This is a genomic window from Paludisphaera mucosa, from assembly GCF_029589435.1.
GTDB classification, from domain to species: Bacteria; Planctomycetota; Planctomycetia; order Isosphaerales; family Isosphaeraceae; genus Paludisphaera; species Paludisphaera mucosa.
In genome coordinates, this window is the sequence record NZ_JARRAG010000002.1 from 698,420 (window position 1) to 719,105 (window position 20,686).

Genomic DNA, 20,686 nt, shown 5'->3' on the forward strand with positions numbered 1-20,686 from the left:
CGATGCGTCCGCCTCATCTCCTCCCCATATTGGCCCTCGTCGCGTCGTCGGCCGCGGCCGGCACACCCGACCCCTCGGCCGCCGGATACGCCGGCCGGCGGGGGGCGACGGTCTACGTCTCCAAGTTGGGCGACGGGTCCGACGGCAAGACCTGGGCGACGGCCTTCCGGACGATCCAGGCCGGGCTCGACGCCGTGCCCGACGACCAGGGGGGCCACCGCGTGGTCGTCCGGCCCGACGCCTACGTCGAGGCCAACCTGGCGCCCTCGAAGAAGGGGGCGGCCGGCGCGTACAACGCCCTGGTCTGCGACTTCGACGGCGGCCTCGGCTCGGGCGCGAAGGGGTGGGCGCTGATCGACTCGGGCGACCCGGCGGGCGGCTTCAAGAGCTGGGACTGGTGGAGCACGATCCGGGCGTCGGACAAGCACTGGCCCACGGGCAACAACCGCGAGACCTTCTCCAGCATCGTCTGGGACCGCTGGTCCCTGCGCCGGGTGTACGCGACCGGCGGCGACGCCGGCCTGTTCTGGGACCTGACGAGCAAGAGCGGCGAGGGCTTCACCGTCCTCGCCGAGGACTGCGTCGGAATCGGCCGCGCGTTCGGCGGCGGCGTCGTCTATCCCAAGGTCCGGCCCGACGAGCCCAGCCTTTTCCGGCGCTGCTACTTCCTGGCCCTCGACTGGGTCGGCGACACGGCCGCCGTGCTGATGGGGGGCTCGGAGGAGGCCATGCCCGCACAGCCCCACGCGGTCTTCGAGGACTGCACCCTGGTCCACCCCGACAACGCCCTGGCCCTCTCCTACGCGGGCAAACGTACGCGCGTGAAGCTGTCGCGCTGCCGGCTGATCGCCCTGAACTTCACCCAGCCCGAGATGGGCGGGAAGTCGACCGGCGTGATTGGCACCGAGAATCACGCACCCGGCGGCTCGCTCCACGTCGACCTGGAGGACTGCCGGCTCGCCGGCTACAGCGTCTTCACCTCGGGGCCCGACGGCCAGGCGGCGACCTGCGCGACGACCGGCCGCAACACCGCCTACCTGCAATTCAAGCAGCCCACGCCCGAGGGCTTCGAGCGCGTCGGCGCCTGGCCCGCCGACCTCTTCGCCGCGATCGCGCCCCCGGCCGTCGCCGAACCCGCGCCGACGCATCCCGCCGGCCCCCGGCTGACGAAGCTGCCGTTCGCGATCGCGAAGGGCATGGAGAACACCCCCGTCGTCTTCAACGGCCGGCCGCTGCTGGCCCTCAACCACCGCGACGACACGAAGGCTCACACGGCCGACTATTCCAAGTCCATGCACCTGTACATCAAGGACCTCGTCACGGGCGAGGAGGTCGCGCGGTTCGGCGAAGGCCACTCGTTCGCCAGCGCGGTCGTCGACGGCCCGGCGCTCCACGTCTTCGGCAGCCGGGGCGACCAGGACTGGTTCCACGAGATCGATCGCTTCACGTCGACCGACCTGAAGGCCTGGAAGCGCGAGCCGGCCCTCGCCCCCGAGGGCGGCGAGGCGCTCCTGAACGTCTCCGTCTGCCGCGACGACCAGGGCTGGCTGATGGCCTACGAGTCGAACAAGCCGGTCGGCTTCTGCTTCAAATTCGCCCGCTCGAAGGACCTCGCCCGCTGGGAGAAGGTCCCCGGCCTGACCTTCACCGGCGTCAATGACGAGTATAGCGCCTGCCCGGTGATCCGCCATGTCCCGCCGTACTACTACGCGATCTACCTCCACGCCGCGACCCCCGGCCACAAGGGCTGGACCTCCTTCGTCGCGCGGTCGAAGGACCTCGCCGACTGGGAACTGAGCCCGCTCAACCCGATCCTGGAGGCGGGCGAGGGCGAGGGGATCAACAACTCCGACGTCGACCTCTTCGAGTGGGAGGGCCGGACGTACCTCTTCTACGCCACCGGCGACCAGTCCACCTGGAGCGCCGCGCGCGTCGCCCAGTTCGACGGGCCGATGAAGGAGTTCTTCGAAGGCTGCTTCCCGGCGGGGATGCCCGTCGTGAGGACGACCGCGCGGCGATGACGCGCGGCATCGAGCCGGCCGCGGGCGAGGCGCCGAATTACAAGGCTCACGACGTGCGACCGCCCCGGCCCCGGATCTGCGCGCCCCTGCGCACCGCAAGAAGGGTCCGCCGTACGAACGGTTCGGCACGGAGCGCCTGGCTATGGCAATGGGAGCCCGAGGGCTCGGCCGGCCGCTCGTCTGTAGGACTGTACCTTAAAGTGGCAGGGCAGCGGCCTCCGACGCCTTCCCTCGCGGGGAAAGCCCCGTCGTCGACGGCGTGGACGACCTGCGAGAACCGCCTCGGAGTCGAGGAATTCAGACCGGTCGGCCCACGGCGTTCAAAAATCATGCTGATTTCAAGCATATTTCCGGAGAATCCACCGCCCCGGCGCGCCGCATGCCTGACGTGATCCACGCTCAATTTCGTGCGGCACGTCCTCATTCCAGGCGTGCGGGGTCGCGGCATCGGATCTCGTCATCTTCCATCACAGGGACGGCACTTCCATGGGGCGATCCTTCCATCAGGCGCGCGGCCTCGCCGCCGGGCTCTTGCTCGCGGTCGCGGCGATCGGCTGGGGCGGGCTTCAGACGGCTCGGGCCGAGTTGATCATCCGCGACGTGAACGTGACCCTGAACGCGGCGGCGATCGAGTCGTACGACCTGGACGTCGACGGCGACGGCACGACCGACTTCACCTTCACGGCGGCCTTCGCGCCCGACCCGGCGCTGACCGTGGGGTTCGACACGGTCGACGTCCCCCGGAGCAACTCTTTTAACAACGCGGTCGTGGTCGACCAGACGACGGGCGACGGCTTCCCCACCGCCAGCCTCCTGGCACTGGGCGACGTGATCTCGTCGTCGAGCCTCTTCTCGTTCCCGTTCGATCAGAGCAACCTGTTCTTCACGATCACGATCGAGCCCGCGACCGGAAACTTCGAGGGGCGGACGGGATTCATCGGCCTGCGGTTCGACCGCGGGAACGACGTCCTCTACGGCTTCGCCCAGATCACGGTCAAGCCCCTCGACGACCCGGTCGACCCGCTGGGCCTGACGATCGGCTTCGTCGGCTACAACGACGCGGCCGGCGAGGCGGCCCAGATCGTCCCCGAGCCGTCCTCCGTCGTCCTCTCCGTCCTGGGCGGCCTCTCGCTCCTGGGCTTCGCCCGCCTCCGACGGCCGGATCGGTCGACGGTCGTCGCCTGAGCCCGAAACGACGCGGCCTCGCCCCGACCGACGCCGATCGGACCTTCGACCGCATCCCGCGGGACGGTCCCTTCGAGGCGGCCCCTGAGCGGAGTCCCGTCGCGCGGAAGGGTTCGCGATCGGCGTCGATGGGCGGGCGGCCTGGGCCTTTCACCATGTACTCGGGACGGCGGGGACGGGGGCCGGGCGGCCGAAGAGATATCCCTGGAAGAGGTCGACGCCCATATCGCCTAACATGGCCTTTTCTTCGACCGTCTCGACGCCCTCGGCCAGCACGAGTTTCCCGTGGTCTCGCCCCAGCCGGGCCAAGGCGGCGCAGATGCCCCGATGAATCGGCGATTTGACCGCCCCGGCGATCAACTGGCGGTCGATCTTGATGAGGTCGGGGTCGAGATCGGCCAGCATCGCCAGCCCGGAGTAGCCGCTGCCCAGGTCGTCGAGGGCCGAGCGGAACCCCAACCGCCGATAGAGGTCCAGGATGGACCGGAGATGGTTCAGGTCCGCGACCTTCTCGGTCTCCACCACCTCGAAAATGATCCGTTCGGGGACGATGCCGCCCATCTTGGCGACGGCGACCGTGGTCGCCAGGCAGGAGACCGGATCGTAGATCGCGGTGGGCAGAAAGTTGATGAGCAGATTGACGTCGCTGCCGGCGAGGTGCACGGCCGCGTTGCGCAGGTGGGTCTCCCGACACATGCGGTCCAGCAGGAACGTGAGGTTCTCCTGCCGGCTCCAGGCGATCATCTGGCCGGCGGGGACCAGCTCCCCCTGGGGCGTGCGTCCCCGCATCAGGCACTCGTAGCCCCAGACGGTGCCGTCGGCGGCGGCGACGACCGGCTGGAACCACGTCTCCAGCCGTCCCGCATGGAAGATCTCCAGCAGGGGCGAGCTGTCCGCGGGGGCCAGGGCCAGGAGCGGACCGGCGTGGAGCAGGAGGTTCAACTGGTCCTCGAGCGGCCGGTTGCGGCCGACCCACGCCGCCCGCAAGGCCCCGAGTCGGCGCTCGTCCAGGACGCTCCGCAGAAATCCCACGAGTTCGCCCGCGCCGGAGAGCCGACGCCCCGCGCCGAGCTCGACCCGCACGGCCCCCAGCCGGGGGAATACCCGCCAGTCGACGTCACGGAACGTCGACAGCTCGGGATACTCGGCGGCCAGGTCGGCCGCCAGGAGGGCCAGGGTCCGACGGTCTGAACGGCAGTCGCACCGCGCCTCCCGCGAAGGCGTCCGCTCGACCTTCGCCGTCGGCGTCAGAGGGCCGTCAACTTCCATGGGATGTTCCAGTTCGGCTCGGGATGGTCGGATCCGGGGGCTCGGAAGGCCCACCCGCCTACGGACGCCGATGGAACTCTCCATGATCAGCCTAGGTCGCGGATAGCCCGCGGGGGGGGACGGCCCGGCCCGATCGCCGCCCGGATTTCCGGAAGCGCTGGTCGCGACCTCATGCGGCCGCGCCCTCGGGCTCGTCCTCGGCGGAGAGGGGGCGGGCGACGTCTTCGAGGGAGGTCCGCTCGGCTTTGACTCCGAACGCCAGGACGACGGCGACGGTGGCGAGCAACAGGGCCGCGGCGAAGAGGTCGCCGTAGAACAGGTTCCGGCGCGAGCCGGTCTCGATCAGCGAGCCGAAGAGCCAGGGGGCGAGGGTGCCGCCGATCAGGGTCCCGGCGGCGAAGAAGAGGGCGATCACCATGCCCCGCAGCTCGACGGGGAAGATCTCGCTCACCGTCAGGTACGCCGAACTGGCGGCGGACGACGCGAAGAAGAAGACCAGCGCCCACAGCAGCGTCTGGGTGACGGGCGTCAGCGCGTCGGCCGCGAACAACCAGCCCGTCAGGGCCAGCAGGAGCGCCGAGACGGTGTACGTCGCCGCGATCATCGGCTTGCGGCCGACCGTGTCGAAGAACCGGCCGAGCGTCACCGGACCCAGGAAGTTGCTGAGGGCGAACGGCACGAGATACAGCCCCGTGCGGTCGGGATGGACGCCGAAGAAGTTCGTCAGCACGAGCGGGAACGTGAAGAAGACGCCGTTGTAGAGGAAGGCCTGCGAAATCACGAGCGCCAGGCCCAGCACCGATCGCCCGGGGTATCGCTTGAACATCACGCCGGCCAGCTCGCCGAACCCGATCGGGCCCCGGGGGCGGATCGTCATCGACTGTTCGACCTCGGGCAGCTCGCCGACGGCCGGGTCGGCCTCGATCTGCCGCTCCAGGTCGGCGACCACGCGCTCGGCCTCGTCGGGCTGGCCGTGCGTCAGAAGCCAGCGCGGGCTCTCGGGGACGTGGCGGCGGAGGAAGATCACGATCAGCCCCAGGGCCGCGCCCAGGCCGAACCCGAGCCGCCAGCCCAGGTCGACGCCGATCAGCCGGCGGTCGAGCAGGACGACGCTGGCCAGCGAGCCCGCCGCGGCCCCGAGCCAGAACGTGCCGTTGACCGCCAGGTCGGTCCAGCCCCGCACCCGCGCCGGGATTAGCTCGTCGATGGCCGAGTTGATCGCCGAATACTCGCCGCCGATCGCCGCGCCGGTCAGGAACCGGAAGCACGCGAAGCTCCAGAAGTCCCACGAGAAGGCGGTGGCGAACGCGGCGACCAGGTACAGGCCCAGCGTCACGCTGAACAGCTTCTTCCGCCCCATCCGATCGGTCAGGTAGCCGAAGACCAGGGCCCCGATCACGGCCCCCGACAGATACGCCGTGCCCAGCAGGCCGATCTGCGCGGGCGTGAAGTGGAGCGTCCCCGGATCCTGGAGCACCGCGCCGACGGCCCCGATCAGCGTGACCTCCAGGCCGTCGATGATCCAGGTCACGCCCAGCGCCGCGATCACCAGCCAGTGCCAGCGGCTCCACGGCAATCGGTCCATCCGCGCGGGAACCTTGGTCTGGAACGTCTCCGGAGTGCGTCGATCGGCGGTCGCCATGGGGCGAGTCCTCGGCCTGTGGGGAAGGGAGCGGGGGCCGTCGTTTCGCTTCGACGTCGATGCAGGCGGCGTGCCGCGACTCCCCGGGCGTGCGACGTCCCGGGTAGAATGGCGCGTCCCGTGCCCGCGATCGATCGAACGCCCGTCCCGCAGCGAGGCTCCCCCGTCGTGCGACGAATCTTCCTGCTCGCGATCCTCACGATCGGCTGGGGCGGCCTCGATTCGTGTCTCGGCCAGACGCCGCGGCTGGGGGTCGTCGCATCGCCCAGGATCCACGACCCGTCGACGATCGTCGGCTGCAAGGGGCGATTCTGGATGTTCGCCACCGGGCCGGGCGTGCGCTCGTTCCGGTCGGACGACCTGAAGGCCTGGACGCCCGGGCCCCGGGTCTTCGAGCACGCGCCGGACTGGGCGGGCGATGTCGCGGCCGAGCCCAGTCGGCAGCTCTGGGCGCCGGACGTGGTCGAGCGCGACGGGCGCTACCTGCTGTACTACTCGGTCTCGGCGTTCGGCCGGAACACCTCGGCGATCGGCCTGGCGACCAGCGCGACGCTCGACCCGCACGACCCGGCCTTCCGCTGGGAGGACCGGGGGATCGTCGTCCAGAGCCGACGCGAGGACCGCTTCAACGCCATCGACCCGGCCGTCGTCGCCGGCGACCGCGGCACGCTCTGGCTCGCGTTCGGCTCGTTCTGGGACGGGATCAAGCTGATCGAGCTGGACCCGAAGACCGGCCTGCGGATCGCGCCCGACTCGCCGATCCACGCGCTGGCGCGGAAGGAGCAGATCGAGGCCCCGGCGATCGTGAGGCGCGGCGGATGGTATCACCTGTTCGTCAACTGGGGCTTCTGCTGCCGGGGCGTGCGGAGCACGTATTCGATCCGCGTCGGCCGCAGCCGCGACGTGACCGGCCCCTACCTCGACCGCGACGGCGTCGACCTGGCCGCGGGCGGCGGGACGGCCCTGCTCGCGACCGACGGCCCGTTCATCGGCCCCGGCCACGCCGGAGTCCTCGAACGCGAGGGCCGGTCGTACCTCAGCCATCACTACTACGACGGCGACTCCGCCGGCCTCCCCCGCCTGGCCGTCCGGCCGCTGGCCTGGGACGCCGAGGGCTGGCCGAGCCTGGAGGACTGACCCGGGACCGGAAAGGACGCCCAGCTGCGACTTGCGAATCTGGGAAGGATAGGAAAAGATAGAGGCCTCAAATGAGGTCGTCGAGACGAAGGCGCGAGGGTGGCATGACCATGACGACGGCTTACGGCGGTCGGGATCGGCGGGGGCGGACGCAGGCGAGGGCGAGGCGGCCGGGGCTGGAGCGGCTGGAGGGCCGGGCGCTCTTGAACGCCTCGATCGACATCGCGGCCGACGGGTCGCTCGTCTATCGGTCGGACCCGGCGGCCGTCCAGTCGCTGCTGGTGTCGACGGCGGCGGGCGTCTACACGTTCGCGGTGGCCCCGGGAGACCCCCCGATCGACGTGACGAACAACGCGGCGGGGCTGACGGTGACCGGCTCGGGCGGCGGGACGGTGACCGTGGCGGGGCCCGCGAGCCTGCGGATCGAGGCGGCCTTCGGCGGCCAGACGGTCCGGGTGCGGAGTACGGCCGTGGCGACGGCGATCGTCCTGCAGGGCGACCAGGAGCGGGTGATCCTGGGCGACGACCAGCAGGCCGGCTCGGGCGGGATCCAGGCGCTCGCCGGGCCGATCACGGTCTCGGCGGCGACGGGGTCGGAGCTGAACAGCCTGCTCGTGGACGACGGCCCGGCCGCGTACGACGCCGGCAGCGCCCCCTCGTACGTCGTCTCGGCGACCGCGATCACGTCGAACGACCCGACCGTCCGGGCCCGGTTCGCCGGGATCGCGTATTCGGGCGTCTCGACGCTGACGGTCCGGGGCACGTCGAACGCGCAGGCCGCGAGCCCGCTCTACCTGGTGCTGGGCACGGCCGCCGGCGCGGCGACGACGATCGACGGCTCGGCGGGCCCGGCGCATCGGGACTTCTCGATCCAGGGGACGTCGGCCGACCCGACCAGCAGCCTGTCGCTCCTGGGCGCCGGCTCGGCGAACGTCTGGGTCGCCTCGATCGACTCGCCGACGACGTACTCGGGCGACGGCAGCCGGGCGGCGATCTTCCTGGAGGCCGTGCGGAGCGGGAACTTCGGGATCGACTCCAACTTCGTCGTCCAGGACGCCGGCGGGGCCGTCGACCTCTCGATCGCCAACTACTGGAACCTCGGCGGCCGCCGCGGGACGCCCGACTGGTTCCTCGGCTTCGACCCGGGGAGCGCGTCCCCCTTCGCCGCGCTCCGCGACGCGACGAACGCCGCGGTCGGCGGCGTCTTCTTCCAGCCCGACCAGGTCCACAGCCTGGGGCTCGACGCGCGGGGCAACCAGGGCGCGTCGCTGATGGTCGACTTCCGCAGCGGCGACCCCCTGCCCCACGGCCCGGCCGCGGGCGCGGCCGACGACCCGCGGGCGGGCCTGACCTACATAGGCGCGGCCGGCGTCCACCCGGGCTCGCCCTACGCGCTGAGCCTCGTCGGGGCGCCGACGACCGGGGCGTTCGCGGCCGAGTCGGTGCAGGCCTTCCCCCTGTATCGCGGCCTGGTCGAGCTGACCGAGGCCGGCGGCGGGATCCGGAACATCGCCTATCAGCTCGACGCCGCCGCGCCGCTGCTCGACGACGCGGCCACGGTCGCCGCCTACCGCTGGTATTACGACATCATGAACGGCGCGGTCGACGGCCTCCGGACGCTCCCCGACGGCTCGACCGTCTCGGCCGTCCTGGACTCGAACCTGTCCGTCACGGCGGGCGGGACGTCGATCGCCGGCGGCCTCTCGCTGTCGCTCGTCGAGCAGAACGCCTCGGCCTTCATGGCGAGGTTCCTGATCTCGGCCAAGACGAACGCGCGGCTGCTGCGGGGCTGGTCGCTGGGGGCCGTGACGACGGTCGTGAACTACCAATACGCCGACGCGGTCGCGGAGCGGGTCGCGGGCCTGGCGAGCCTGTCCGTCGAGGACGCCTCGCCGCCCGACACGCCCACGGCCGACGTCGTCCGGCTGCAGTCGGCGCCGCCGGGCGCGGCGGCGTACGTCCTGCAGAACGGGGGCGAAGACTCGGCGGCGGTCTCGCTCAAGGGGACGGCCGGCGCGACCCTCGTGGGGCTCGACGGCGGCGGCGGCCAGGACACGCTCTACATCGACGCCCAGGGCCTGCCGCTCTCCACGTCGAACTTCCAGGACCTGGGCGGCGGCGCCTTCCTGATCGCCGGCACGAACGTCGCCGCCGCGCCGGTCTCGGCGCGGGGCTACGAGGCCGTGCAGGTCTACAACTCGTCGACGCCGACGTTCTCCATCCAGCCGGTCGCGGTCCAGGCGCAGGCCCGCGTGCCGCTGACGGGCGTGACGGCCGGCGTGCTGACGGCGACGATCGCCGGCTTCTCGCCCACGGGCCTCACGGTCGTCATCGGCTGGGGCGACGGCACCGGATCGGCCGGGACGATCGTGGCCGTGCCCGGCGCCCCGACGGCCTTCCGCGTGGTGGGCACGCACACCTATGCGCAGTCGGGCGTGTATTCGCCCCGGCTCTTCGTGTCGGGGACGGGCACGGCGACGTCGGCCGTCGCGGGCGTGCCCATCACGTTCCAGATCGCCGGCTCGACGGGGACCACCGCGGCCGCGCCGGCGTTGTCGGGCCGGCTGGCGGCGGCGAGCGACTCGGGCGTCTCCGACTCCGACGGGATCACCAACGTCACCCTGCCGACCTTCCAGGGGACGAACGCGATCGCCGGCGCGTTCATCGAGATCTTCGCGACGACACCCGGCCTAGGCGGCACGACGACCCGCCTCGGCACGGCCTTCGCCGACGCCGCGGGCGCGTGGACCGTCGCCTCGACCGTCCCCCTGGCCGACGGCTCCTACACGATCCAGGCGGTCTCGACGAGCACGTCGACCTTCGCCAACGGCCTGGCGACGATCACCTCGCCGCTGGTCGTCGACACCCTCGGCCCGCGGGTCTGGAACGTGACCGCCGACGTCCTCCGCGGCGAGGTGGGCGTCGCGATCCGGGACTACGGCGGGATCGCCGACGGCGGCTCGGGCCTGGACCTGGCGCGCGTCCGCGACGCGGCCTCCTACGCCTACGCGACCGCCGGCGGCGTGGCGCAGACGATCGCCTCGGCGAGCGTCTCGCCCGGCTCGAACAACGGCCCGCAGAACATCACACTGCACATGGGCTCGCGGCTCCGCAGCGGCAACTTCGTGCTCACGGTGTTCACCTCCGCCGGACGGGCCGCGGGGATCCGCGACATCGCCGGCAACCCGCTCGACGGCGCGTTCTCCGGCGCCTTCCCCTCGGGAGGCGCGAACACCGGCGGCGACTTCCGGGCCCGCCTGTCCCTGTCCAACAACCGCCTCCAGTCGATCCGGCCGTTCTGATGAACGAGCGGGGACGGCGGCCGGGTCAGTCGAAGAACCACAGGAACACCCAACCGGGATCCCGAGACGAGAGCAGGAACGGAAGGGCCCACCCCAGGGTCGCGGCCGCGGCGAGGCCCGCGGCGGACTTCGCGGGGGAGGGCCTCTCCATCATCCACGTGTAGACGCGGACCATGACGACCGGGAAGCCGACGGCCGCCGCGGGGAGCAAGCCCATCAGGCCCAACGAGGCGGCGACGCGGCACGCGACCACGGCGGCGCCGAGATCCTTGGGGTCGTCGGCCGACGGCCTCGGCGGGCGTCCCAGCTCGATCCACGCGGCGAGCCAGCACGCATAGACCGACGCGAGGACGACCAAGGGATAGAAGGCCAGGCCCCAGGCGAAGCTCGACGACCATCGCGCCTTCGTCGTCGCGCGGACGACCGCCGCGGCCAGGGTCGTCACCCCGATGGCGAACCCGAGGATCGGCGGCAGGGGCTTCGGGAGGGCCAGGACGAGCGCCGCGGCGGCGATCGCGAACATCCACGTTTTGAGGCGGATTCCCTTCGAGTCCACGGTCGGCTCCTGTTCGGCGTCCTCGCGCGACGCCTCGGAGGTTTGCACGCATCGGGCCCGCGGCCGGATTGTACGCGAGGCCGGCGCCTTGCGTCACGACGCCGAAACCAAAACAAGAGGCCCATCGAACGACCCGTCCTCGCGGGCCGAGTTCGACCACCAAGGAGTCGACGATGAGAGCGAGGCCCTTCGATCGGACCGCGGCCGCCTGCCTGGCCTTCGCGTGCCTCGCGGCGTCGACCTCGGCGCAGGAATCGCCGGCGGGCCGGGCGACGAACCGGCTCGTCGTCTCGCCGCAGGGCCCGCGCGACGGCGGCGACTTCGGGCCGCACACGCCGGGGACGAAGACGTCGGGATTGCAGGAGGCGTTCGACGCCGCCAAGGCGAGGGGGATGGACCTGTACGTCGCCGGCGGCAACTGGACCGAGGGGGGCGCGGGGGCCGTCGTCTACAACCTGCACGAGCCCCTGCGCATCCCCTGGATGCAGAACGCCCGGGTCGACGGCGGCCACGCGGTGTTGAACTACACCCGCAAGGAGGGCGACGCGGTCGTCTTCGACAGCCAGATGAGCGGCGCGTTCCGGTTCGGCCTCATCGTCTCGGCCGCCGACGGCGCGGTGGTCCGGATCAAGCCGACCACGGCCGGGCCGGACCGCTTCCGGGTCGTCACGTCGACCGAGTTCGTCTTCAACGCCCTGGTCGGCGGCGGCGGGGCCTGGCCCGGGGGCGAGCCGCACAAGAGCGACCTGGACGAGGCCCGCAGGTGGGTCGGCACGGGTCTCTGGCTCGACGGCTCCGAGGGCTCGATCGACGCCAACAAGATCACCGTGCTGGAGACCGTCGGCTGCGGCGTGGGCCTGCAACTCTCGGGCGCCGTCTCGCGCAACACGATCGAGGAGGTGAACATCCACCTCGGAGAGGCCCACGTCCGCGTCGGCGGCCCCGACGACCCGAAGCCCGCCGACAACCGGATCGAGGCCTTCATGGACTGCCAGGGCGTGAAGACCGCCTCGGGCGCGGCCGTCTTCGGCTCGCGCAACATGCTCACCCTGAGCGCCCGTCCCTTCCCCGTCGGCCCCGACCTGACCTTCGGCGAGAAGGCCGCCGGCAACCTGGCGATCTTCCACTCCCCCTACCGCCTCGTCGACCGCGCACCGCCCGGCGCGAACCACGTGCTGGGCGTCCCCGCCGCGGGGAAGTAGCCGGGCGCCGGACTCATCCTCCAGTCGCTTCGACAGCCCCTCGCTCCCCCCGGCCTCCGTGCGGCCGGACTGTTCAGACCGGGGCGCGGGCCGTTAGATTGGACGGCGGCCCGCGTCCTCGGGCCGCCTTCATCCCGATCGAGGGTCCGCGCGTCGTGAAGCATATCGACGAGAAGCGCCTGGAAGCGGACGTCGAGTACCGATTCCAGTATGTCGCCGAGTACATCGGTTTCGGGCCCGGCGACGAGCGGGCGATCCGCGAGGCCGCGGCGCTGACGCTGCCGCTGGTGCCGAGGCTGGTCGACGAGGTCTACGACGCGTTCCACCGCTTCGACGCGACCTGGCGGCACTTCCTGTCTCGGCAGCAGGGGAAGGCCGACTTCGGGACCTCGCTCGACCGGCGGCTCCAGGAGCTGACCCCCGAGCACGCGATGGTCAAGACCCGCAAGCACTCGCTCGGGCGCTACTTCGTCCGTCTGATGTCCGAGCCCTTCGATGCCGCGATGATCCAGTACATGGACGCGATGGGGCGCATCCACAACGCCGAATCGCACAGGTCGCGGCTCGACGTGCCCCTGGTGCAGATGAACGCCTTCCTGGGCCAGCTCGCCGACGTGATCTTCGGCCTGATCCGCGGCCTGGGCCTCGAACCCGACCGCGAATTCGCCCTGATCCGGGCCTACTCGAAGGTCCTGTGGCTTCAAAACGACCTCGTCGCCCGCCACTACCTCCGCCTGGCCGGATCCTGAGCGAGGCCGACCCCATCCGCGAACCGGGAGCAGAGCGATGCGCATCGGCGGTATCCTCGAAACGGCGCTGTACGCGGAAGACGTGAAGCGGGCGGCCGAGTTCTACCGCGGCCTCTTCGACTTCCCCACGCTCCTGGAGAGCGAGCGGCTCGTCGCGCTGGACGTCGCGGGTCGAAACGTCTTGTTGTTGTTCCCCCGCGGCGGGACCGACGAGCCGTTCGCCGTCCCCGGGGGCCTGATCCCGCCGCACGGCGGCTCGGGTTGCGGCCACTTCGCCTTCGCGATCGCCGCCGAGGACGTGGACGCATGGCGTCGCGGCCTCGAAGAGAAGGGCGTCGCGATCGAGAGCGAGGTGAGCTGGCCCGGCGGGTCCCGCAGCCTCTATTTCCGCGACCCCGACGGCAACCTCGGCGAGCTGATGAGCCCCGGGTTCTGGGCGTTCTCCTGAATCGAGCCACGATCCACGGCCCGGCCCGAAATCGTCGAAATGTTACGAACGCCGCCGGATCGGCCTTGCCGGCACGCCGACGTCTCGATATCGTCCGGTTTCTTCGAACGACTGTCCAGACGAACAGGAGGCGGATCGTGAATCCCCTGGAATCCCTGGCCGGCGACGCCGGCGAATGGAGCGGCACGAACACGCTGCAGGATCCGAACACGGGCAAGCCCGAGGAGTCGCCGTCGACGGCCGGGCTGACGCCGGTCCTCGGCGGCCGGTTCGTCCGCCTCGACTACACCTGGGCCTACCAGGGGAAGCCGCAAGAGGGGTCGCTGCTGATCGGCTTCGACCCGGAGTCGGCCGAGGCTTCGGGACGATGGGTCGACACCTGGCACATGGGCCGGAAGGTGCTGGACTGCCACGGGACGGCGTCCGCCGACGGGGCCGTCGTGCTGCGGGGATCGTTCGCCGCGCCTCCGGGTCCCGACTGGGGATGGCGGATCGAGGTCGCGTCGGGCGGCGACGGGCTGCGGATCAAGCACGTGGTCATCGACCCCGACGGGAAGGAAGATCCGGCGGCCGAGGGGGTCTACCCGAGGTCGTCGCGGCCGTCCTCCGGTGCCGGCGGCGTGGCCTTCAAGGCCGTCGGCCCGATCGGCGACACGGACGCGAACGCCCTGCCGGTGAAGGAGATCGGCCCGGCCGTCGGCTACTACACGCAGTGCCTCGGCTTCGCGCTGGTCTCCCGCGATCGGACGACCGCCCGGTTGAGGCGGGGCGAGGTCGAGATCGGCCTGGCGGCGAACGGCGAGGACCCGGAGCAGGCGAGCTGCTGGTTCGCCGTCGACGACGTCGAGGCCCTCTGGAGCGAGTACGAAGCGAAGGGCGTCGGGCCGGGGGCCATCGACAGGCAGGAATACGGCGGCAAGGCGCACCGCGTCTTCTTCGCCAAGGATCCCTACGGCGTCTGCTTCTGTTTCACCCAACCGGCGTGACCCGGAAGGCCCCGCCGCGGCCCGTTTTCGCCGGCCGAGGCCGGGATCGTCGACGCGCCCCCTAGAATAACGATGGAAGCGGGGCGCCGCTCCCGAATCCTCGTCTGGCCCGAAAGCCGGGATCGGGATAGAATCCGGCGCGATCCCTCGGGAGCATGGACAAGTGTTCCGAGTTCGCATCAAGGATCGAGCGAGCGCACGGAGACCGCAACGGAGTGGGGGTGCAACGATGCGACTTTGCCTGGTCGAGGATGCCGCGGCGGCCGGCCTGGAGCCCTTGACGCTGACCCGGCCGGTCTACGACCTGTGGCTGGGGTGCTCGACGCTCGGCGAGAAGATCGCCCGCGCGTTCGGCGTCGGCCCCGGCCCTCAACGCCGCGGGGCGTTGATCCGGAATCACCTCGCGGACGTCCAGCGGCGTCGCGAGCCGCACGTCGTGATCAACGACCGCGACTGGCTGGCGCGCGGGCCGCTGGTGGTCGCGCGGGGCCGATGGGTGCCGCCCGAGGGCTTCGAGCCCCCCGCCGCGGGCCCCTGGGTGGGCCTCTGCGACGGCAAGCCGGCCTGCGCGTGGGTCGGCCCCGACGACGTGCTCGGCCTGGAGTGGAACGGCGTCGACGACTGGTTCGACGGCGTCCTGGCCGGCTGCCCGGGCGAGGAGATCGGCGGCGAGTGGATCGAGCGGCCCTGGGACCTGGTCGCGGCCAACGCCCGGCACATCGAGCGCGACTTCGCCCGCGAGCGCCGGCCGGCGGTGAGCAACCGCCAGCTCGCCACGCTCGCCCTGGTCGGCCCGTCGGACCGGCTCCGGCTCCACGAGACGGCCCGCATCGACCCGTACACGGTCTTCGACACCACCGGCGGGCCGATCGTCGTCGGCTCGGGGGTGTGGATCCAGCCGTTCACGCGGGTCGAGGGCCCGTGCTACATCGGCCCCGAGACCCAGCTCTTCCGCGCCAACATCCGGGGGGCCGTCTCGATCGGCCCCAACTGCCGGATCGGCGGCGAGGTCGAGGCGTCGATCGTGCAGGGCTACTCGAACAAGTACCACGAGGGCTTCCTGGGCCACGCGTACATCGGCGAGTGGGTCAACCTGGGCGCGATCACGTCCAACAGCGACCTCCGCAACGACTACGGCGAGGTCATGGTGCCGCTGCAGGGCGACCCGGTCCCGACCGGCCAGGCGAAGGTCGGCTGCTTCGTGGGCGACCACACCCGCACCGGCATGGGCTCGATGCTCAACACCGGGACGTCGATCGGCGTGATGTGCAACGTGCTGCCGGCGGGCCTGCTGCTGCCCAAGCACGTGCCGTCGTTCGCCGCGGTGCTGTACGGCCGCGTCGCGCCGGGCTTCCCCGTCGACGAGCTGTTCGCCACCGCCCGGATCGTCGCCGGCCGCCGCGGCAAGGTCTTCGACGAGGCCGACGAGCGGCTCTACCTCACCCTCTTCGAGCAGACCCGCCTGGAACGCGAACGCGCCTTCCAGCGCTCCAGCCAGCCCCGCCGCGACTCCTGGCCGGTCCTCCAGGCCGGCCGCCGCTGAGGCCGCTCGCGTCCGGCGCCCCTCTTGCAAGGGTCACGACTAAGGGGCCCGCCGCGCGGCGGGCCCGACGCGACTCCGGCGAGGGGGGGCTCGACGCGATGGCCGACGACCTGGCGACGTATCTGACGGACCACATGGCCGGCTCGGTCGCGGCCCTGGAGCTGCTGGATCGCCTCGAAAAGGCCCACGGCGGCGACCCCGTCGGCGCCACCGCGGCGCAGCTCCTCGACGAGATCGGCCGCGAGCGCACGATCCTCGACGGCCTGGCCGAGCGGGTGGGGGCCTCGATGACCCTTCCGCGCAAGGCGGCCTCGTGGATCGCCGAGAAGGCGACCCAGCTCAAGCTGCGGTACGACGACCCCGGCGACGGCTCGCTCCGGCTTTTGGAGTCGTTCGAGGCCCTCTCGCTGGGGATCGAGGGCAAGCGGCTGCTGTGGAAGTCGCTGTCGACCGCCTCCGCCCGCCGACCCGAGTTCGTCGGGCCCGACTACGACGCCCTCATCGCCGCCGCCGAGGACCAGCGCCGGCGCGTCGAGGTCCACCGCCTCGCCGCCGCCGATTCCGTCGCGGGCGAGCCGGCCTGACCGGACGGCTAAAGTCCTCGTCCGTCGATCCTCGTCCCGGCTCCCGATCGATCCCGGAGGCACACATGGCGGAACTGACGCGGCTGGTGCGCGACGACGATTACGAGGAGATGGGCGCGGCGTACCAATGCGTCCACGTGGAAGTGCTGGACGAGGCCCTCCGCGTGCACGGCGTCGCCGACGCGGCGACGCGGGAGGAGATCTGCCAGGCCTTCCTCTTCAACATGGGCTCCTTCCACGACCAGGGCTGGCTGAAGGCCACCCCCGACGGCCCGCGGGTGTGCCCGCTCCTCGGCTTCTCGACGGGCCTCCTCAACACCGACACCCCGGTCGAAGAGATCGGCGCGGTCTACGTCCCGTCCGAGTCCTTCTCCTTCCACGAGTACGCCTCCGGGAGCGTCGCGGCCTTCTTCGAAGGCGACCCCGCGGCTCGCATCGAGACGGGGAATTTCGTTATGGAGGATGAGGACGACTGATCCAGGCCGAGGCCGGTCGTCAGTCGCCGATCTTCTTGAGGAATGCGTCCAGGCGGGATTCGACGCGGCTGAGGCGACGGTCCAGGTCGTCGAGGCTCGGCCCCGGTCGCGGCGGGACGCCGTCGGCGGCCGCGCCGTCGGCGTTCGGGGCCCGGGATGCGGGGCTCGCCTTCTTGACGGCCATGAGCCGGTCGCCGGGGCGTAGCTGACGGTTCATCGAGATGTCCTCGCCCGAGGTGATCCGATCGAGGTCGATGGTCCATTTCTGGGCGCGGCCCGTTTTCGGGTCGTTCCGGACGAGGGTCAGATTGGAAGGATCGGCCTCCGCCAGCAACCCTCCCGCGAAGTACACCGCATCGAGCACCGTCTCGCTGCCTGTCACGGGGATGCCCCCCGGGTTCTTGACCGATCCGAGCACGTAGTACTTCTTGCTGTTGTAGGTCGTGACGTCCACGAACACCCGGGCGCTGTCCCTGGGGTCGACGGAGGTGCGTTCGCCTGTCTTCGGATCCGGCTCGAAGAGCCCGAGCACGTCGTCGCCGAGAAACTTGCGCAGGTGGAGGACAATCTTGCCCTTGGCCTCCCGGATCGTCAGCCCGGCGACGGAGACGTCGCCGTAGAAGCCCAGCGTGATTCGACCGTCCGGGCGGATCAGGCGCTCCCCCGAGATCGGGCGGCCCTCCAAAGCCTCCAGCACCTCGACGAGCAGAATGTCGGGAGGTTCGACGACGTATTCCTCGTACGGGAGCCGTGGCGGGACCGCCGCCGCGCCGGGCTGTCGCGCCGGCGGGGCCTCGGCGGGAGCCTCCTGGAATCCCGCTCGCCCCAGGCCGGCGGCCGTGACGAGGGCGAGCGACGAGGCGAGGCTGATGGCGGCGAACTTCATCATGATCATTCTCCGTGAGACGCGGTGGGAAAGCTCGATCGCGTGGACGCCGACGACGCCCAGGGCCGAACGGCCCGCGGCGGCCTCCGTCGCGCCCCGCGCCGCGGACGTCGCGAGCGCGTCGGGGACGGCTGGGGGGCTCGTCGCCTCGATCTCGCGACCTTCGGGGGCGAGGCCCCGGCGCATCAGCCTGCGGCGCAACAGGTCGCGGGCGCGGGCCGATCGGCTGCGGACGGTGCCGAGCGGGCAGCCGATGCGGCCGGCGGCCTGCTCGTGGGTCAGGCCCTCCCAGAAGCAGAGGACGACGACCTCGCGGTAACGCTGCGGCAGCCGGCCGACTTCCTCCTGCACGGCGCGGTCGCGATCGGGGTCGGTGACGGGGTCGCACTCGACGACCGCGAGCTTCCCGGTCGCGATCTCGTGCCTGCGCCGTCGCGCCGCGTCGACCCGGGCGCGGGCCGAGACCCGCGCCGCGACGCCGTGCAGCCAGCCGCCGACCGATTCCAGCCGGCGCGCCTCGCAGAGCCGGCGGGCCAGGACCAGGAACGTCGCCTGGAACGCGTCGTCGGCGTCGGGGGCGTCCCCCAGCACGCCCCGACAGACGCGCAGGACCATCGCCCCGTGCCGCTCCACGATCGCCTCGAAGAGCGCCCCGGCCTCCTCGGCCGACCCCCTGCCGACGCGTCGCAGCACCTCGCCGTCCGTCAGCCCGACCGCCGTCCCCGAGCGGAAGAGCGTCGCCAGGTCCCGCCTCGCCGCCGATCCTTCCGCCATGCCCGCCCTCCGCCCGTGGGATCTTCGTCCTCGCCCCGTCCCATAGTGCCTCGGGCGAGGGCGGGCTATCCATCGATTGCGGAAATTTCGGGATGGAGTGGGGGCGAGGCCCGACGGGCCTCGGACTCGGCGCGGACGGACGGCCCCCCGGGTTCGCCGGACCGTCGACGACGCCTGCGGGCACGGTTAAGCTGCGGGGACGGGAGGAGACCTGCGTAACTTTCGTCATGCGCCGAGGAATCTCGCGACGAACGGGCGGCCGCGCCGGGGCGGTCGCCGGGGGTGATCGACATGCTGCGACATCCGCGACTCGGGGCCGCCGCGGCGGCGTTTCTGGCGATCGCGATCGGGGCGACGACGAGCGGCGGGGCGGCCCCGCCGGCGACCGCCGGGGGCACGCTCACCGGCTGCGGCGGCAAGAGCCTGGAGGAGTACGGCGTCCCGCGCGACGTCTACGGGACCTGGATGGGCCGGTCGTCGTGGGAGAACCTGGAGAAGGGCCACTGGATGATGATGGAGGAGAGCGGCGTGCCGCGCTGGAGGCGCGAGCACGGCGACCGCGCCCTCGACGTGGGCGTGCCGCTCATCCCGACCGACTCGGGCGCGAACCACGACGACCTGCTGCGCGAGGCGGCGTCGGGCCGGCGCGACGCGACCTACCGTTCGCTCGGCGGGTCTCTGGCGCGATACGGCACGAAGACGGTCTACGCCCGGCTCTGGTGGGAGTTCAACATGCCCCCCGCCCGCCAGGACCCCGGGCTGTTCGTCGCCGCCTGGCGTCGCGCCGTGCCGCTGATCCGCGAGGGCTTCCTCGCGGCGGCCGGGCCGGGGCAGACGCTCCAGGTCGTCTGGTGCGCCAACGCCGACGCGCCCGACCCGGAGCCGTTCTATCCCGGCGACGACCAGGTGGACCTCGTCGGCCTGGACGTCTACGGCTGGGTCTGGGGCGATTCCGACCCCACGCCGGCGCGGGTGGTCGAGCGGGTCCTCCGCGGCCGCTTCTCGCTCGACTGGACGGCGAAGTTCGCGGCCGACCACGGCAAGCCGACCTGCCTGGGCGAGTGGGGGAACGTCGTGCGCAAGGGGGCCAAGCACGACGACGGCCACGGCGCGGGGGACTGCCCCGAGTACATCGACGCCGTCTACGATTGGGCCGCGGCCTGCCCCACCGGCTGCCGCTACGTCTGCTACTTCAACGTGGCCGACGGCGGCGTCGGCCAGACCCTCGACCAGACGCCCCGGTCGCTCGCCCGCCTGAAGGCCCGCGCGTCGGCGGCCCGGCCCAAGCACGCCCCCTGACGCCGCCGCGTCGCCTCACTCGGGCTCGGCCGCGCCCTTCTCGATCCACTCGCGCATCTTGCGGGCGAATTCGTCGTGGGACAACGAGGGCTTGGTGCGGCCCTCGCCGGGGTCCCAGCCGCCGAGGACGAGCTTATCCTCGGTGACGTGGTGGATGATGTCGTCGAGCGTCTTGCCGCCGTTCTTCTTCGGGTCCTTGAGCTGGCGGGCCAGCTCGCCCGGCGTCAGGCCCTGGAAGACCATCGGCGTGGCGGCCGGCGGCAGGTGCCAGTTGGGGTTGCCCGGCGGCATGTTCGCGCCCGGCAGGTTCGTGAACTGGTGGCAGTTGGCGCACTTGAGCGCGTACAGCCCCTTGCCGTCGGGCCCGCGCTTCACGTTCTGGGCGTGGACGTGGCTGTCGTCGCCCTGCAGCGGCTGGTCGCCCGCCGGGTGGCAGTTCATGCAGCGGGGGTGCATCAGGACCTTGTAGGCCTCCAGGAACGCGGCCTTCGACCCGGCGTCGTCCCGGTCGCGCGGGGCGACGGCCCAGGCCCCCAGGGGGAGGCCGACGACGAGGAGGGCCCAGGCGAGGGGGCGGAGCCTCGGCTTGCGTCGGAGTCGTTCGTGCTTCATCGGCCAGTCTCCCGG

The 20,686-nt window shown here is 71.7% G+C and carries 17 protein-coding genes; 12 read left to right on the forward strand and 5 right to left on the reverse strand.

What is annotated here, in order from left to right; translation table 11 throughout:
* Positions 1–2 precede the first annotated feature (2 nt).
* Both PZE19_RS12405 and PZE19_RS12410 read left to right on the forward strand, forming a co-directional pair.
* Positions 3–2,021, forward strand: a complete 2,019-nt coding sequence (locus tag PZE19_RS12405; protein WP_277860935.1) for a glycoside hydrolase family 32 protein — start codon at positions 3–5, stop codon at positions 2,019–2,021.
* A gap of 486 nt (positions 2,022–2,507) precedes the next feature.
* Positions 2,508–3,206 carry a PEP-CTERM sorting domain-containing protein gene (locus PZE19_RS12410; protein ID WP_277860936.1) on the forward strand — a complete coding sequence of 233 codons (699 nt, stop codon included), beginning with the start codon at positions 2,508–2,510 and terminating at the stop codon, positions 3,204–3,206.
* 150 nt (positions 3,207–3,356) lie between these two features.
* Here the strand turns inward: PZE19_RS12410 and PZE19_RS12415 are convergent, their stop codons facing one another.
* Together PZE19_RS12415 and PZE19_RS12420 are read right to left on the reverse strand one after the other, a co-directional pair.
* Positions 3,357–4,475 carry an EAL domain-containing protein gene (locus PZE19_RS12415; RefSeq protein ID WP_277860937.1) on the reverse strand — a complete coding sequence of 373 codons (1,119 nt, stop codon included), beginning with the start codon at positions 4,473–4,475 and terminating at the stop codon, positions 3,357–3,359.
* A 169-nt stretch (positions 4,476–4,644) separates the two neighbouring features.
* Positions 4,645–6,117, reverse strand: coding sequence for an MFS transporter (locus PZE19_RS12420; RefSeq protein ID WP_277860938.1), 1,473 nt, complete (start codon positions 6,115–6,117; stop codon positions 4,645–4,647).
* Positions 6,118–6,285: 168 nt separating this feature from the next.
* On the opposite strand from PZE19_RS12420, the gene PZE19_RS12425 reads away from it, so the two are divergent.
* Both PZE19_RS12425 and PZE19_RS12430 read left to right on the forward strand, forming a co-directional pair.
* Complete coding sequence (locus tag PZE19_RS12425; RefSeq protein WP_277860939.1) at positions 6,286–7,254, forward strand: arabinan endo-1,5-alpha-L-arabinosidase; 969 nt, start codon at positions 6,286–6,288, stop codon at positions 7,252–7,254.
* 104 nt (positions 7,255–7,358) lie between these two features.
* Positions 7,359–10,556 (forward strand): Ig-like domain-containing protein, encoded by a 3,198-nt coding sequence (locus PZE19_RS12430; RefSeq protein WP_277860940.1) that lies wholly within the window; start codon positions 7,359–7,361, stop codon positions 10,554–10,556.
* A gap of 25 nt (positions 10,557–10,581) precedes the next feature.
* On the opposite strand, the gene PZE19_RS12435 is transcribed toward PZE19_RS12430, so the two are convergent.
* Positions 10,582–11,112 carry a hypothetical protein gene (locus PZE19_RS12435; RefSeq protein ID WP_277860941.1) on the reverse strand — a complete coding sequence of 177 codons (531 nt, stop codon included), beginning with the start codon at positions 11,110–11,112 and terminating at the stop codon, positions 10,582–10,584.
* A 173-nt stretch (positions 11,113–11,285) separates the two neighbouring features.
* On the opposite strand from PZE19_RS12435, the gene PZE19_RS12440 reads away from it, so the two are divergent.
* From PZE19_RS12440 to PZE19_RS12470, 7 genes are all read left to right on the forward strand, one after another.
* Complete coding sequence (locus PZE19_RS12440; RefSeq protein ID WP_277860942.1) at positions 11,286–12,314, forward strand: hypothetical protein; 1,029 nt, start codon at positions 11,286–11,288, stop codon at positions 12,312–12,314.
* Positions 12,315–12,469: 155 nt separating this feature from the next.
* Positions 12,470–13,063 (forward strand): protoglobin family protein, encoded by a 594-nt coding sequence (locus tag PZE19_RS12445; protein ID WP_277860943.1) that lies wholly within the window; start codon positions 12,470–12,472, stop codon positions 13,061–13,063.
* A gap of 37 nt (positions 13,064–13,100) precedes the next feature.
* A complete protein-coding gene (locus PZE19_RS12450; protein ID WP_277860944.1) occupies positions 13,101–13,511 on the forward strand; it encodes a VOC family protein in 411 nt (136 codons plus the stop codon).
* A gap of 137 nt (positions 13,512–13,648) precedes the next feature.
* Positions 13,649–14,497, forward strand: coding sequence for a DUF1579 family protein (locus tag PZE19_RS12455; RefSeq protein WP_277860945.1), 849 nt, complete (start codon positions 13,649–13,651; stop codon positions 14,495–14,497).
* A 229-nt stretch (positions 14,498–14,726) separates the two neighbouring features.
* Complete coding sequence (locus tag PZE19_RS12460; RefSeq protein WP_277860946.1) at positions 14,727–16,040, forward strand: putative sugar nucleotidyl transferase; 1,314 nt, start codon at positions 14,727–14,729, stop codon at positions 16,038–16,040.
* 98 nt (positions 16,041–16,138) lie between these two features.
* A complete protein-coding gene (locus PZE19_RS12465; RefSeq protein WP_277860947.1) occupies positions 16,139–16,624 on the forward strand; it encodes a hypothetical protein in 486 nt (161 codons plus the stop codon).
* 65 nt (positions 16,625–16,689) lie between these two features.
* The gene (locus tag PZE19_RS12470) at positions 16,690–17,100 is read left to right on the forward strand and encodes a hypothetical protein (protein ID WP_277860948.1); all 411 of its coding nucleotides are present in this window, start codon (positions 16,690–16,692) and stop codon (positions 17,098–17,100) included.
* Between the two features lie 19 nt (positions 17,101–17,119).
* Here PZE19_RS12470 and PZE19_RS12475 read toward each other — a convergent pair whose 3' ends face one another.
* Positions 17,120–18,760, reverse strand: coding sequence for a sigma-70 family RNA polymerase sigma factor (locus PZE19_RS12475; protein ID WP_277860949.1), 1,641 nt, complete (start codon positions 18,758–18,760; stop codon positions 17,120–17,122).
* A 291-nt stretch (positions 18,761–19,051) separates the two neighbouring features.
* Between PZE19_RS12475 and PZE19_RS12480 the strand changes: the two genes are divergently transcribed.
* Positions 19,052–20,059, forward strand: a complete 1,008-nt coding sequence (locus PZE19_RS12480) for a glycosyl hydrolase (protein WP_277860950.1) — start codon at positions 19,052–19,054, stop codon at positions 20,057–20,059.
* Positions 20,060–20,074: 15 nt separating this feature from the next.
* Here PZE19_RS12480 and PZE19_RS12485 read toward each other — a convergent pair whose 3' ends face one another.
* Entirely contained in the window at positions 20,075–20,671 is a 597-nt protein-coding gene (locus tag PZE19_RS12485; RefSeq protein WP_277860951.1) for a hypothetical protein, read from the reverse strand.
* Between the last annotated feature and the right edge of the window lie 15 nt (positions 20,672–20,686).

Coding starts and splice junctions, on each gene's coding strand:
- PZE19_RS12405 (WP_277860935.1), top strand. CDS start 3: ATGCGTCCGCCTCATCTCCTCCCCATATTGGCCCTCGTCGCGTCGTCG.
- PZE19_RS12410 (WP_277860936.1), top strand. CDS start 2,508: ATGGGGCGATCCTTCCATCAGGCGCGCGGCCTCGCCGCCGGGCTCTTG.
- PZE19_RS12415 (WP_277860937.1), bottom strand. CDS start 4,475: ATGGAAGTTGACGGCCCTCTGACGCCGACGGCGAAGGTCGAGCGGACG.
- PZE19_RS12420 (WP_277860938.1), bottom strand. CDS start 6,117: ATGGCGACCGCCGATCGACGCACTCCGGAGACGTTCCAGACCAAGGTT.
- PZE19_RS12430 (WP_277860940.1), top strand. CDS start 7,359: ATGACCATGACGACGGCTTACGGCGGTCGGGATCGGCGGGGGCGGACG.
- PZE19_RS12440 (WP_277860942.1), top strand. CDS start 11,286: ATGAGAGCGAGGCCCTTCGATCGGACCGCGGCCGCCTGCCTGGCCTTC.
- PZE19_RS12450 (WP_277860944.1), top strand. CDS start 13,101: ATGCGCATCGGCGGTATCCTCGAAACGGCGCTGTACGCGGAAGACGTG.
- PZE19_RS12460 (WP_277860946.1), top strand. CDS start 14,727: ATGCGACTTTGCCTGGTCGAGGATGCCGCGGCGGCCGGCCTGGAGCCC.
- PZE19_RS12465 (WP_277860947.1), top strand. CDS start 16,139: ATGGCCGACGACCTGGCGACGTATCTGACGGACCACATGGCCGGCTCG.
- PZE19_RS12470 (WP_277860948.1), top strand. CDS start 16,690: ATGGCGGAACTGACGCGGCTGGTGCGCGACGACGATTACGAGGAGATG.
- PZE19_RS12475 (WP_277860949.1), bottom strand. CDS start 18,760: ATGGCGGAAGGATCGGCGGCGAGGCGGGACCTGGCGACGCTCTTCCGC.
- PZE19_RS12480 (WP_277860950.1), top strand. CDS start 19,052: ATGCTGCGACATCCGCGACTCGGGGCCGCCGCGGCGGCGTTTCTGGCG.
- PZE19_RS12485 (WP_277860951.1), bottom strand. CDS start 20,671: ATGAAGCACGAACGACTCCGACGCAAGCCGAGGCTCCGCCCCCTCGCC.